Here is an 11,225-nt window from a genome sequence, read left to right as displayed (position 1 = left end):
GGGCTGGGATGACGGTGTCAGTCATGCTGATCTCTCCGGTCGTTCTGATGGGCGGTCCGGGGCCCGGGGACGGCGAACTGCTTGGCGGTGGGACGCCGTCCCCGGGGCGGCGCTACTTCTTCTTCCTGGCCTTGGCGCGGGCGGCCTCGCGGGCTTCTGCCTGCGCGCGGATGCGGTCGACGCGTGCTTCGAGGCGGGCGGTGGGCTTGCCGCGCTCCTGGCGGCGGACGATGCGGGCGCCGAGGACGACGACGCGGGCGAGCTCCCCGAGGCTGTGCGGGTCCTCGCTGGTGGCGGCCATCACTTCTTCCCTTCGTGCCTGTCGGCGGCGGCCTGCGCGGCAGCCCGGCTGCCGTAGTTGCCGCCCGGTCGTCCGCAGGAGCAGGTCCAGGTGTACGAGCCTCGGCCGGTGCTGGTGACGTATGCGCGGTGCATTGGGTCCTCCTGGTCGTGGGCCGGGTTAGCGCTGGTCGCGGCGGGCGGCTTCGTTGCGCATCCACTTCTGAAGGTCCTGCTGCCGCTCGATGCCTTCCGGCCGCACCCCTCCGGCGCCTGCCATCTCCTGCTCCCGGGCGAGGTCCACGCTGATGCGCCGGGCGGCCTCACGCAGCTGGTCGGCGCTGTAGCCGCTGTAGTCGCGGCCCGAGTGGTGGGTGGTCATCTCTTCCTCCTTGGTGTGGGCCAGTCGGTCTGGCCCCACCGCACCCCCGCAGTCGTTGCGATATCGCCACGACTGGCGGAGGACGGAAGGGTCAGCGGCCCTTGGAGATGTCGCGCCAGAGCGAGCGCAGGATCAGCAGGCACGCGGTGGCGCAGGTCGCGCCGATCGCAATGGCCACGGCGAACAGGGCGCCGACCAGGCCGACCGAGACAACGACGCCACCGATCACGAACCACTTCTTCGCGTCGAACTCCGGGCGGACCGGGGCCGGCGGCGGGACGGTGTGCTGCTGGGTGGCCTGTTGGGCGGCGAGGACGGCGGCGACGATCCGGACCAGGTCCGTGTTCTCCGCGGCCTCCAACGCAGCCTGCTCAGCCTTGTGGAGCGGGGTCGGCTCGGTCATCGCAGCCACCCCTGCCGGATCAGGTACGGGCGGGCGAGGACACCGGCGGCGAAGGCCAGGGTGACCGGCTGGACCAGGGTTGCGAGTCCGCCGAAGGGACTCGCAAACGGCCATCCGAACAGCAGCCACAGCAGGCCGAGGACGGCACCCAAGGTGAGAGTCCTCATGACCGCTCACCACCGCTCTGGGCGACCACCTGGCGGCGCAGTTCGGTCGCCTCACGGCGGCTGATCCCGAACTCATCCTGCAACTGCGCGATGGTTACCGGGCGCTGCTCCGCTGCCATCCGCTCACGGTTCAGCCGGTGCGCCCGTTTCAGCAGCTCACCAGGGGTGAGGGCGATGACCTGGGTGACCACTTCCCGGGGGTGCTGAGCGAAGGCGCTCGCGGTCACCTTGCGGGTCGCGTCGTCCGGCTGGCCGGGGGCGGTGGCCTCGGTCTTCCAGTGCCAGGGCACGGCTTCGGGGATAACCATCTGCGGGGGTTCGGGGAGGGCGGGCGGCTGGTCGTCGTCGACACGCTCCACCGTCGCCTCGGTGGTCATCTCGGACGGCGTTGCTGCGGACAAACTGTCCGCAGCAACCGTGGCGAGATCGCTACGGTTGGTCTGCTCGTCGCGCTCGGCGAGGGCCTGGTGGAGCTGCCTCATCAGGGCGCCGAACGCGAGCAGGGCGGCCGTGGGCGGGACTGCGGCGACCACGTAGTCGAGGAGTTCGGCGTGCGAGCCGACACCGGCCACGTTCAACGCGATCGAGCCGCCGGATCCGGCGACGGTCAGACCGATCGCCCACCCGTCGACATCGCCCTTCAGCGCGGCGCGCAGCATGAGCAGCTCGCCCGCGACGATGAACAGGTCCAGGGTGGCGGGCCAGGCCCAGGCGCGGACTTCCTTGCCGTGCATGCCGTGGGCGAGGGCGACCTCGGCGAGGTGTGCGTAGGACAGCCAAAAGGCGGCGGCTGTGAGCGCGATGATGACGAGGCCGGCGGCGATGGCCAGGGCTCGGGACGGGTTGAGGTTCATGCTTCGCCCACCTCGGGCTCGGAGGCGCGCACGACGCGGTGCGCGCACAGTTGGACGCCTTCGCGGTCACGGCGCTCGTTCGCTTCGAGCAGCGCGGCCAGTAAGGCGGGGACGGGAGGGAGTGGCCGGGCCGACCGGCTGGCCGCGCGGATGGCGGCCAGCTCGGTCGGGCGGCGGATGTAGGAGCGGCTCACCGGTCGCCACCATCACTACTAGTGAGGGTGGTCAGCTGGTCGGCGAGGGCGCGGAGCTGGTCGGAGAATCTGTCTAGTGCGGCGGCGAGGCTGTACAGCTGGACCGGGGAAAGCGTCAGGTCCAGCGGGTACACCGACACGCCGGGTGTGGCGCTTCCCAGCTCGGGCGCGGACGGTGTGGAGAACGGGTGCTGCACGATCTCCGCGCCGAGAATGTCCCAGCCGAAGTACGAGCACGCGATGGCCGGTCCCGTGTGGGTGAGGTCAGCCCGCGCCGTTTCGGGATTGTGGTCGGCGTGGCCACCACACCACTGGGGCTCTTCCAGGGTGACCGGGCCGTGGTCGATGGTGGCCAGGGTGATGGTGCGCGGCTCGGTGCTCACTTGCCTGCACCTCGCTCGGCGGTGACGGCGTCGACCAGGGACCGCAGCCGCAGCATGAGCCCGGTGGCCGCGCCGACCATGTGGCCGTGGTCGTAGATGTTGAGGTCGGCGATCTCGGCGAGGAGTTCGCGGGCGAGCTTGACCTCGTTGTCGACCGGGAGCGCGGTCAGGGGGTGTCCGGCGATGCTCTGTAACGAGTCGTAGGTGGTCACTGCTGTGCCCTCCGACGGATGACGCCGGTCACGCCGGCCTTGGTGATGCGGATGTCGACCTGGCGGGAGATGAGCCCGGCGGCCACCATGCGGCGGCGGCCGGGGACGGCCCGCAGAGTGCGGGCCGTCTCGGTCGAGTTCGTCACCGGACACCTCCGGTCTGCTCGGCGTGCGGCCGGAGCTGTTCGAGGCGGGCGACGACATCGGCGGCGATCTCGTCGGCCAGCTCGGGGGTGTACTTGCCGGGCATGGCCGTCCGCAGCGCGTGGTGGATGGCGGAGGGCGCGGCGGGGATGACTTTGTTGAGGTCGAGGAATGTGCTCACCGGGCACCCCCGGCGGGCTGCTCGGCGCGGATGGCGTCCACGGCGTCGGCCATTACCTCGATGGCGTCGGCCAGCGTGCGCAGCTCACGCGCCTTGGTCCGGGCCTGTTCCGGGGTGAAGTCCTCGGTCTGGAAGGACACGGCGGGCCCGTAGCCGAGGTCGTAGGTGTACGCGCTGGCGAGCGGGTCCATGTTCTTGCGGGGCGGGGTGACGACGGTTTCGGGGCTGTAGTGCTCGAAGTGGTCGCCGGTCTCGACACACCATGCGTAGGTGTGGCAGCGAGTCGTGTTCATCGGACACCCCCGGCCGAGCGTGCGGAGCGGGCGTGGTCGGTGAGGAGTTCGGCGATCTCCCGGACCCGGAGCTGCGGGTCGGGGGCCTCGGAGATCAGGCGGACCAGCAGGTCGTGGATGGCGTCCCAGTTGGTGCTGCCGAGGCCGGCCGCGGTGGCGGCAGCCTGGTGGGCGCGGATCTGGCCGATGATCCGGTCGGCGGCCGGGGCGAGGGTGGCGTTCATCGAGCACCACCGGCGAACGCGGCGAGCAGGGCGACGGCGGCGATGAACTCCGGCTTGCGCGGCCGGTAGGCGGCGAGCAGGGTCCGGATCTGGCCGAGGTTCCAGCGGGCGACCGAGTGCGTGCGGTGGGCGCGGCCTCCGGCGATGGTGCGGCGGGTGCGGGCCTGCTCGGCGGGGGTGAGGCCGAGGCGCTTCGCCACGGAGCGGAGGCCGTTGGCCACGCCGGTTGCGGTGTCCTTGGCGACTCCGGCGGCGAGGGCCACAGTGGCCAGGGAACGCGGGCGGCGGTGGCAGCTGGCGGCGAGGCGGCCGGCGGCGGCGCGGTGGCGGAGGGTGGCGCGAAGCGTGCGGCGCGTGGCGCGGCGCTCGCGGCGGGTGGCAGCATGTGCCATAGCGGGGCTCCTGTTGGTAGCAGGTGGTCCGTAGGCCCTCGGTTGGTGGTGAGACACCTTCCGGGGGCCGCCGTCATTTCTGGCGGCCTGGTGTCCACCATACATGAGTCAGTGTTCAAAGTGAACACTGAAGTAGAGATAGTGTCGCTACGTCCCCGGCGGGGGCAGTACACATTGCGTACAGGTCAGAACGGGATGCCCGAGGAAAGTCCAGGACAGCGATGGACGCAAAACGTGCAGGTCAGAGGCATGGTGCGACGTTCACGCAGGCCCCGGAAGTGGCCAAATAGACCTCGTAATGCGTAGGTCTCGGGTTCGAATCCCGAAGGCGGCTCAGTCGAAGCCCAGCTCGGACATGGTCCTAGCTGGGCTTTTTGGTTCAGGGGCGAGTGTCGGCCGAGGCTCCGGGCGAGGGCGTGCTCGCCGGGGTGGTGTGTTCGGCCTGTGGCCCGTCGTGGCGGGGGGCCGCCGCCTAGGGTGGGGTTCATGTCCGCCACAACACCCAGTCATCCGGCCCCCGTTGACCGTGCGGAGCTGCTCGCCGATCCGTACTCGGTGTACGCGCGGCTTCGTGAGGCCGGGCCCGTCCATCGCATCACCGGCACGGACGGGCTGCCTGCCTGGCTGGTCACCCGCTACGACGACGTACGCCAGGGCCTCGCCGACCCCCGCCTCTCGCTGGACAAGAGCAACGCGACTCCCGGCGGGTATCACGGGTTCGCGCTGCCGCCGGCGCTGGACGCCAATCTGCTCAACATGGACCCGCCGGACCACACCCGCATCCGGCGGCTGGTGTCCAGGGCGTTCACCCCGCGGCGGGTCGAACTCCTGCGGGAACCCGTCAAAAGGACCGCCGACACGCTGCTCGACGCGCTCGCACCGCTCGGTCGCGCCGATCTCATCTCCGCGTACGCCGCACCGCTGCCGATCATCGTGATCTGCGATCTGCTGGGGGTGGCCCCGGAGGACCGGCAGGACTTCCGGTCCTGGACCGATGCGCTCGTGGCCCCGGATCCGGCCCGGCCTGAGCAGGCGAGGGAAGCCGTCCGGTCCCTCCTGGGCTTCTTCACCGGGCTCCTCGCCGCCAAGCGGGCCGCCCCCGCCGACGACCTGCTCTCCGCCCTGATCGCCGTCCGCGACGAGGAGGACCGGCTGACCGAGGACGAGCTCATGTCCCTGGCCTTCCTGGTCCTCGTCGCCGGGTACGAGAACACCGTCCACCTCATCGGCAACGCCACGCTGGCCCTGCTCAGCCATCCCGACCAGTTGGCCGCGCTGCGCGCCGACCCCGGCCGGCTCGGCCCCGCCGTCGAGGAGCTCGCCCGCTACGACGGGCCCGTGCCGCTGGCCGTCCGCCGTTTTCCCGTCGAGGACGTCACCATCGGCGGGGTCGACGTTCCGGCCGGTGAGACCGTCCTGCTGTCCCTGGCCGCCGCCCACCGCGACCCGCGCCGCTTCACCGATCCCGACCGGCTCGACCTCGGCCGCGACGCCGGCGGTCACCTCGCCCTCGGCCACGGCATCCACTACTGCCTCGGCGCGCCCCTGGCCCGTATGGAGACGGAGGTCGCTCTCTCCGCCCTCTTCGACCGCTTTCCCGGGCTCGCGCTCGACCTCCCGCCGGACGGACCGCAGCGGCGGCCGTCGATGCGGTCCCGCGGTCTGCTGAGTCTTCCGGTGCGTTACTGAGCGGCTCGGTTCCGGCGTGTGCGGTGACCGCTGTGGCCGTTGATGCGGCCAGGGCTGCCGAGGCTTCGTGTCAGTACGGTAACTGTCCGGTACGCAAAGGTACTTGCGCGTTTCTGCCCTTTGTTAGCGTGGGTTCCCAGTGCCTTGCGGCCGATCGACTACGGGGACGACATGAGCAGACCGGCGGACGAACAGGGCGAGACGCCCGCGCAGTTGCGAAAGCGGGCGGAGGACCTGCGGGAGTGCGCTCGCAAAGCAAGGGCGCTGGCGGGGTCGTTGGGCGGCTATCTCGACAACGCGGTGAAGCAGGCGACGCCCGCGATCTGGAAGGGGCCGTTCGCCGACACGTCCACCGCGACGCTGGGCGCCCGCAAGAAGTCGCTGGATTCCATGGCCGGTGATCTCATGGCGGACGCGCGGCGCTGGGAGACCGAGGCACACAACCTCGACGAGGAGGCCGCCAAGGCCGCCAAGTCGGACAAGCCCGGGGGATGAGCCGATGCCTTTCGTCGGATTCGACAGCGCGAAGATACGCAGCCTCGGCCGCGACCTGAAGACGCTCGGCGACAACGCGGGCAAGCTGCACAGTGATGTCTCCGCGGTGCTCACCCAGGCCCAGAGCCTGCTGCGCGGCAAGCCCGCGACCACGAGCGCGGCCCTTCAGCCGCTGGTCGGCAACCCCTTGTCGGTCTGGCCGTTCGGCGGCGGCACCCTGCCGGGATCGCTCGGCCACGAGCTGCACGACATGTCCGACTCGATCACGCGCCGCTGCAACCAGCTGGACCTGTGCAACGACCTGCTCGACAAGGGGTACGCCATCGACCCGGCGCTCGCCTTCGCCGACGAGAACGCGCCGGACGAGAAGAAGATCACCGATGCGCTGGCGGCCGTGGCGGCCCTGGACGGCAAGGACTTCGGCGACGACGGCAACCGCGACGACCTGGAGAAGGTCAAGAGCATGCTCGACGGCATGACCGCCGCCGAGCTCGACGCCTTCTTCGCCAAGGTCCCGGCCGAGGACCTGCGCCGCTACGGCGACCTGGCGAAGAAGACCGACGACAGCGGCATGTGGTGGTGGGAGTCCCACGACGGCATCCCCGACGACCAGTTCCGCGACCACCTCAGCCTGCTGCTGAAGAAGGCCGGGCCGTCGCACTGGGCCAAGCTGGAGGCGGCGTTCCCGGGGATCCAGCCGGGGTTCGACACCACGGACGCCTGGTTGCAGGGCTACAACTCGCAGCTGCAACAGGGGGTGCAGGGCATGCACTACGGCATGCCCGGCGACCCCTTGTTCGCCACCCCGGGCAAGGTCGACGCGTCGAGCATCTCGCAGGGGCAGTTCGCGGACTGCTGGTACATCGCGTCCCTCACCGCGACGGCCCAGGCGAACCCGAAGTTCATCGCCGAGGGCATCAAGCAGAACCCCAACGGCACGGTGGACGTCCGTATCTGGGACAAGGACGGCAAGCAGCACTGGGTGACCGTCACCCCGGACCTGCCGATGGACGGGAACGGGAACCTGGTGTCGGCGCACGGCAACAAGGAGACCTGGCCCGCGTACTACGAGAAGGCGTTCGCCCTGATGTACGGCGGCGACGACGGCGGCACCCCGGACAACCACCAGGGGGACAAGCTCTACGACCGGGCCGAGAGCGGCGACTACGGCGCCACCGAGTGGGACAACACCGACAAGGCGCCGCCGTACGTGACCGGGCACGACTCCAAGTCGATCGACAACAACGTCGACGCCCTCAGGAAGTCGTTCGAGTCGCACCACCCGGTGATCGTGGCGACCGGATCGGTCGACCCCAAGGACGTACCGAACGAGTGGAAGAGCAGTTTCGTCAGCCGGCACGTGTTCTACGTCAAGGGGTTCACCGCCGACGGCAAGGTCATCCTCGGCAATCCGTGGGGCGGCGGCGCCCTGGACGTCGAGGCGACGTCTGAACAGTACGAGAAGTACTTCAACAGTCCCCAGGAGTTGCAGGTGGCAGGGTGAGGAACACGAGAATCGGTGGGGCCGTCGGCCTCACGCTGCTGCTGGCCGGCTGCGGCGGTACGGGGACACCCGAGGCGTCGGAGCGCACGACGCCCCCGGCGTCCGCGTCGTCCCCGCAGCCCGCGCCGGCCGCCGACAAGGGCCCGGAGTGCGAGGGCGCCAAGAGCGCCGCAGGAGTGCATCTGCTGCGGGGCGGTGCCACGGCACTGCCGGACGGCGGCAAGGCGACCTACGCGGAGGCGGCGGCCGACGGCCGGCACCGCACCGCCGTGCTGTCCGCCGACGACGGCAGGCGGACCGTGGCGCCGGGCGGCAAGGTCACCCTCGGCGGGCATGCCTACACGGTCGCCCAGATCTGCACCTACCGCGTGGTCCTCACCACGGCGGACCACAACGGCACGAACCAGGGAGCACAGATGGCCACGTGGCCGACGACGCAGGACGGTCACTGGCGGCTGCGCTGGCACGTGCCCGACAACGGGCCCGCCATGGGAGCCGTCGTGACCGACGTCCAGGACGGTCCGGCGCGGGCCTCGATCAGCGTGACGGCGCCCGGCCAGGGGCAGCTCGCCTTCTACGACGACGTACGCAAGGGCGGCACGGTCGAGATCGCGAACCGGCTGTGGAAGGTCGAGGCCATCGATCCCGGCCACATGAACGTCGACATGAACTCACCGGAATTCAAGGCGGGCCATGTGGACCTCCGGGAGCTCGGCGACGCCTGAGCCCGCCGGGGCGGCCGGGGGAGTCGGCCGGGGAACCCGGCGGCTGGTCGGGGAGAAGGGTCAACTCCCCCTGCCGTAAGGAAAATTGCCGCAAACGGGACGCAAAGTTAACCGGAGTCGAGGGACCTTCCCTACCTGGGGCAACATCTTGGTGAACGACGGGCATCGCCGTCGGCCGGATGGGGTGAGGGATGTTGGTGGAGCCGAGAATCGCCGTCGCGGTGGTGACCATGGGGAACCGGCCCGCCGAGGTCGACGCCCTGCTGGAGTCGGTGGCCAAGCAGGACCTCGCGCCCGCCCGGATCGTGATCGTCGGCAACGGCTGCCGGCTGCCCGAGTTCGCGCACCGGCTGGCGCTGCCCGGTGAGGTCACGGTCGTCGAGGAGAGCGAGAACCTCGGCTGCCCGGGCGGCCGCAACGTCGCCCTCGCCCGCCTGCGTGAGTTCGGTGACATCGACGTCGTGGTGGAGCTCGACGACGACGGGCTGCTCGTCGACGCCGGTGTGCTGAGCCGGGTGCGGGAGCTGTACGCCGCCGACCCGCGGCTGGGCATCGTCGGCTTCCGCATCGCCGACGAGCACGGCGAGACCCAGCGGCGGCATGTGCCGCGGGCCGGGGCGGCCGACCCGATGCGGGGCGGATACGTGACCGGGTTCCTCGGCGGCGGCCACGCCCTGAGCATGACGATGCTGGCGCAGACCGGCGACTGGCCGGCCGCGTTCTTCTTCGCGCACGAGGAGACCGACCTGGCCTGGCGGGCCGCCGACGCCGGCTGGCACATCCTCTACGCACCCGAACTGCTGCTCCAGCACCCGAAGACCTCGCCCGCCCGGCACGCCATCTACTACCGGGTGACGGCCCGCAACCGGGTGTGGCTGGTCCGGCGCAGACTTCCCCTGCCGCTCATCCCCGTGCACCTGGGGGTGTGGGTCCTGGTCACCCTGCTGCGCACCCGGTCGGCCGGCGGGCTGCGGGCCTGGTTCGGCGGCTTCGTGGAAGGGCTGCGCGAGCCGGCCGGGGAACGCCGGCCCATGCGCTGGCGGACCGTCTGGCGGCTGACCCGGCTGGGGCGGCCGCCGGTCATCTGAGAACGCGGACAGGGTCCCGGCCGTTCACCTCTGACGACCGGGACCCCTCGCGTTTCCCGGACCCGGCCGGGGCGGCGACACTCCCCCGAGTTCCGCGTCGTCGACGCGTGCGCCGTCGGGGCCGGATCCGATGGAATGATCACATCAGGCCTGGCCAACAGATCGCTAACATGTGGCCAACGGTCTGCCCCTTCGTCGCCGCTCGACCGGCCGGAAAGCGATGGGCGGTACGGGCGGACCGGCCGTGGCGCTGCGGACACCGGCGGACGGATCGCCGCGTCGGAGTGGCGCGGCGCGGTGGCGGGATCCTGTCGTGCAGGGGCGAGAATCGGCCTGCGCGCCGGTTCCGCCGGAGGGCGCTAGCGGACAGGCGTGCGGGAAGGTGCAGTGAGCGGCGTGATGGGGTGCGCGCTGCGGTTCGGACTGCTGGGACCGCCTGTTCTGTACGACGCCTGCGGCACCCGGGACGCCCATGACACCTGTGGCGCCCCAGACGTCCGCGCCGTCGGCAGTCCCAAGGTGCGGGCCCTGCTGGCCGCGCTGCTGCTGGAGGCCGGCCGGGTCGTCCCGGTCGGGTCGCTCAAGGACACCCTGTGGGGCGGCGCGCCGCCCGCCTCCGCGCAGGCCTCGCTGCACAACCATGTGACCCGGCTGCGTCGGCTGCTCGACGACCCGGAACGGCTGCGTGCGACGCCGCCCGGATATCTGCTGCGCGTCGACGAGGGCGAACTGGACGTCCATGTGTTCGAGCGGCACCTCGCCGTGGCGCGCGGCGCGCATGCCGCCCGCGACTGGGAACTGGTCGTACGCGAGTGCCTGTCCGCGCTCGCGCTGTGGCGGGGCGCCCCGTTGAGCGGGCTGCCGTCCGAGGTGGGCGGGTACGCCTTCGTCCAGCGGCTGAGGGAGGCGCGGCTGCTCCTGGAGGACTGGCGTTACGACGCCGAGCTCGCCGTGGGCGGCAGTCGGCTCGGCGCCCTGGTGCCGGAGCTGGCCGCGCTGGCCGCCGAGCATCCGCTGCGGGAGTCGTACCACCGTCAGCTGATGCTCGCCCTGCACCGCACCGGCCGCCGGGCCGAGGCCCTCGCGGTCCATCGCGATCTGCGCAGCCGACTCGTCGGGGAGCTCGGCGTCGAACCGGGCCCGGGCGTGCGCGAGGCGCATGTGGAAGTCCTGAGGGGCACACCCGGCACACCCGGCACACCCACGGCACCTGCGCGGCCCGGGGTGCCTGCGCGGCCCGCGGTGCCTGCCGCACCCGCGATGCCTACGGTGCCGGCCGTTCCTGTTGGGCCTGCCGCGCCTGCGGGGGTTGCCACGCCTGCCGCACCTGCGGGAGCTGCCATGCCCGCCGTGCCCGCCACGCCTGTGGCGCCTGACGCATTCGCCGTGCCTGCGGCGCCTGCCGCGCTCGCCACACCTGCGGGGGTCGCCGCGTCTGTGGCGCCTGCCGTGCCTGCGGCGTCTGCGGTGCCTGCCGCCCCCCGGGTGCCCGGCGGATCCGCTGCGTCCAGCGCGCCCGACGCACGTGGTGTGTCGGGCGCACCGGCCGTGCGGAGCGGTCCGGGGCGGAGCGGTCCGGCCGTGCCGGGGGAGGCGGACACCCCACCCCCGCACAC

At 71.5% G+C, this 11,225-nt stretch carries 20 protein-coding genes; 6 read left to right on the top strand and 14 right to left on the bottom strand.

All coding sequences use genetic code 11. The annotated features are described in order from the left end of the window. Positions 1-112: 112 nt before the first annotated feature. The 14 genes from FNH09_RS40510 to FNH09_RS40460 form a co-directional block, all read right to left on the bottom strand. A complete protein-coding gene (locus FNH09_RS40510) occupies positions 113-301 on the bottom strand; it encodes a hypothetical protein (protein WP_152894867.1) in 189 nt (62 codons plus the stop codon). Then, positions 301-435 (bottom strand): hypothetical protein, encoded by a 135-nt coding sequence (locus FNH09_RS49665; RefSeq protein WP_274390304.1) that lies wholly within the window; start codon positions 433-435, stop codon positions 301-303. The genes FNH09_RS40510 and FNH09_RS49665 overlap by 1 nt, the downstream gene beginning before the upstream one ends. A 25-nt stretch (positions 436-460) precedes the next feature. Then, positions 461-661, bottom strand: a complete 201-nt coding sequence (locus FNH09_RS40505) for a hypothetical protein (RefSeq protein ID WP_152894866.1) — start codon at positions 659-661, stop codon at positions 461-463. 91 nt (positions 662-752) lie between these two features. Then, the gene (locus FNH09_RS40500; protein ID WP_152894865.1) at positions 753-1,064 is read right to left on the bottom strand and encodes a hypothetical protein; all 312 of its coding nucleotides are present in this window, start codon (positions 1,062-1,064) and stop codon (positions 753-755) included. Further along, positions 1,061-1,231, bottom strand: coding sequence for a hypothetical protein (locus FNH09_RS47920; protein ID WP_202919863.1), 171 nt, complete (start codon positions 1,229-1,231; stop codon positions 1,061-1,063). Before FNH09_RS47920 ends, FNH09_RS40500 begins: the two co-directional genes overlap by 4 nt. Beyond that, the gene (locus tag FNH09_RS40495) at positions 1,228-2,085 is read right to left on the bottom strand and encodes a DUF2637 domain-containing protein (protein ID WP_152894864.1); all 858 of its coding nucleotides are present in this window, start codon (positions 2,083-2,085) and stop codon (positions 1,228-1,230) included. Before FNH09_RS40495 ends, FNH09_RS47920 begins: the two co-directional genes overlap by 4 nt. After that, complete coding sequence (locus FNH09_RS40490; RefSeq protein ID WP_152894863.1) at positions 2,082-2,279, bottom strand: hypothetical protein; 198 nt, start codon at positions 2,277-2,279, stop codon at positions 2,082-2,084. The genes FNH09_RS40495 and FNH09_RS40490 overlap by 4 nt, the downstream gene beginning before the upstream one ends. Next, positions 2,276-2,662, bottom strand: coding sequence for a DUF6907 domain-containing protein (locus tag FNH09_RS40485; RefSeq protein ID WP_162469825.1), 387 nt, complete (start codon positions 2,660-2,662; stop codon positions 2,276-2,278). Before FNH09_RS40485 ends, FNH09_RS40490 begins: the two co-directional genes overlap by 4 nt. After that, complete coding sequence (locus FNH09_RS40480) at positions 2,659-2,874, bottom strand: hypothetical protein (protein ID WP_152894862.1); 216 nt, start codon at positions 2,872-2,874, stop codon at positions 2,659-2,661. Before FNH09_RS40480 ends, FNH09_RS40485 begins: the two co-directional genes overlap by 4 nt. Then, positions 2,871-3,020: a hypothetical protein gene (locus tag FNH09_RS46900; protein WP_156110858.1), complete on the bottom strand. Its 150-nt coding sequence runs from the start codon at positions 3,018-3,020 to the stop codon at positions 2,871-2,873. Before FNH09_RS46900 ends, FNH09_RS40480 begins: the two co-directional genes overlap by 4 nt. Next, positions 3,017-3,199, bottom strand: a complete 183-nt coding sequence (locus FNH09_RS46895; protein ID WP_156110857.1) for a hypothetical protein — start codon at positions 3,197-3,199, stop codon at positions 3,017-3,019. The genes FNH09_RS46900 and FNH09_RS46895 overlap by 4 nt, the downstream gene beginning before the upstream one ends. Next, positions 3,196-3,492 (bottom strand): hypothetical protein, encoded by a 297-nt coding sequence (locus FNH09_RS40470; protein WP_152894860.1) that lies wholly within the window; start codon positions 3,490-3,492, stop codon positions 3,196-3,198. Before FNH09_RS40470 ends, FNH09_RS46895 begins: the two co-directional genes overlap by 4 nt. Further along, positions 3,489-3,716 (bottom strand): hypothetical protein, encoded by a 228-nt coding sequence (locus FNH09_RS40465; RefSeq protein WP_152894859.1) that lies wholly within the window; start codon positions 3,714-3,716, stop codon positions 3,489-3,491. The genes FNH09_RS40470 and FNH09_RS40465 overlap by 4 nt, the downstream gene beginning before the upstream one ends. Further along, on the bottom strand, positions 3,713-4,108 hold the full coding sequence (locus FNH09_RS40460) for a hypothetical protein (RefSeq protein WP_152894858.1): 396 nt from the start codon (positions 4,106-4,108) through the stop codon (positions 3,713-3,715). Before FNH09_RS40460 ends, FNH09_RS40465 begins: the two co-directional genes overlap by 4 nt. A 486-nt stretch (positions 4,109-4,594) precedes the next feature. Between FNH09_RS40460 and FNH09_RS40455 the strand changes: the two genes are divergently transcribed. The 6 genes from FNH09_RS40455 to FNH09_RS40430 all read left to right on the top strand — a co-directional run. Continuing rightward, a complete protein-coding gene (locus tag FNH09_RS40455; protein WP_152894857.1) occupies positions 4,595-5,797 on the top strand; it encodes a cytochrome P450 family protein in 1,203 nt (400 codons plus the stop codon). A gap of 171 nt (positions 5,798-5,968) precedes the next feature. Next, on the top strand, positions 5,969-6,292 hold the full coding sequence (locus FNH09_RS40450) for a hypothetical protein (protein ID WP_152894856.1): 324 nt from the start codon (positions 5,969-5,971) through the stop codon (positions 6,290-6,292). A gap of 4 nt (positions 6,293-6,296) precedes the next feature. Next, the gene (locus FNH09_RS40445) at positions 6,297-7,796 is read left to right on the top strand and encodes a C2 family cysteine protease (RefSeq protein WP_152894855.1); all 1,500 of its coding nucleotides are present in this window, start codon (positions 6,297-6,299) and stop codon (positions 7,794-7,796) included. Continuing rightward, positions 7,793-8,521: a hypothetical protein gene (locus FNH09_RS40440; RefSeq protein WP_152894854.1), complete on the top strand. Its 729-nt coding sequence runs from the start codon at positions 7,793-7,795 to the stop codon at positions 8,519-8,521. The genes FNH09_RS40445 and FNH09_RS40440 overlap by 4 nt, the downstream gene beginning before the upstream one ends. 191 nt (positions 8,522-8,712) lie before the next feature. Beyond that, positions 8,713-9,609, top strand: coding sequence for a glycosyltransferase family 2 protein (locus tag FNH09_RS40435; protein WP_202919862.1), 897 nt, complete (start codon positions 8,713-8,715; stop codon positions 9,607-9,609). Positions 9,610-10,008: 399 nt separating this feature from the next. Beyond that, positions 10,009-11,225: AfsR/SARP family transcriptional regulator (locus tag FNH09_RS40430; protein ID WP_202919864.1), on the top strand; the 1,217-nt coding region annotated here is incomplete at its 3' end.

Origin of the sequence: Streptomyces adustus (assembly GCF_009377175.1) — a bacterium.
Lineage (GTDB): Bacteria > Actinomycetota > Actinomycetes > Streptomycetales > Streptomycetaceae > Streptomyces > Streptomyces adustus.
This window is presented reverse-complemented; position numbering and strand designations above follow the sequence as displayed.

Bases quoted from the DNA above. Each gene is read 5' to 3' on its own strand.
- FNH09_RS40510 (WP_152894867.1), bottom strand. From the start codon at position 301: ATGGCCGCCACCAGCGAGGACCCGCACAGCCTCGGGGAGCTCGCCCGC.
- FNH09_RS49665 (WP_274390304.1), bottom strand. From the start codon at position 435: ATGCACCGCGCATACGTCACCAGCACCGGCCGAGGCTCGTACACCTGG.
- FNH09_RS40505 (WP_152894866.1), bottom strand. From the start codon at position 661: ATGACCACCCACCACTCGGGCCGCGACTACAGCGGCTACAGCGCCGAC.
- FNH09_RS40500 (WP_152894865.1), bottom strand. From the start codon at position 1,064: ATGACCGAGCCGACCCCGCTCCACAAGGCTGAGCAGGCTGCGTTGGAG.
- FNH09_RS47920 (WP_202919863.1), bottom strand. From the start codon at position 1,231: ATGAGGACTCTCACCTTGGGTGCCGTCCTCGGCCTGCTGTGGCTGCTG.
- FNH09_RS40495 (WP_152894864.1), bottom strand. From the start codon at position 2,085: ATGAACCTCAACCCGTCCCGAGCCCTGGCCATCGCCGCCGGCCTCGTC.
- FNH09_RS40470 (WP_152894860.1), bottom strand. From the start codon at position 3,492: ATGAACACGACTCGCTGCCACACCTACGCATGGTGTGTCGAGACCGGC.
- FNH09_RS40465 (WP_152894859.1), bottom strand. From the start codon at position 3,716: ATGAACGCCACCCTCGCCCCGGCCGCCGACCGGATCATCGGCCAGATC.
- FNH09_RS40460 (WP_152894858.1), bottom strand. From the start codon at position 4,108: ATGGCACATGCTGCCACCCGCCGCGAGCGCCGCGCCACGCGCCGCACG.
- FNH09_RS40455 (WP_152894857.1), top strand. From the start codon at position 4,595: ATGTCCGCCACAACACCCAGTCATCCGGCCCCCGTTGACCGTGCGGAG.
- FNH09_RS40450 (WP_152894856.1), top strand. From the start codon at position 5,969: ATGAGCAGACCGGCGGACGAACAGGGCGAGACGCCCGCGCAGTTGCGA.
- FNH09_RS40445 (WP_152894855.1), top strand. From the start codon at position 6,297: ATGCCTTTCGTCGGATTCGACAGCGCGAAGATACGCAGCCTCGGCCGC.
- FNH09_RS40435 (WP_202919862.1), top strand. From the start codon at position 8,713: ATGTTGGTGGAGCCGAGAATCGCCGTCGCGGTGGTGACCATGGGGAAC.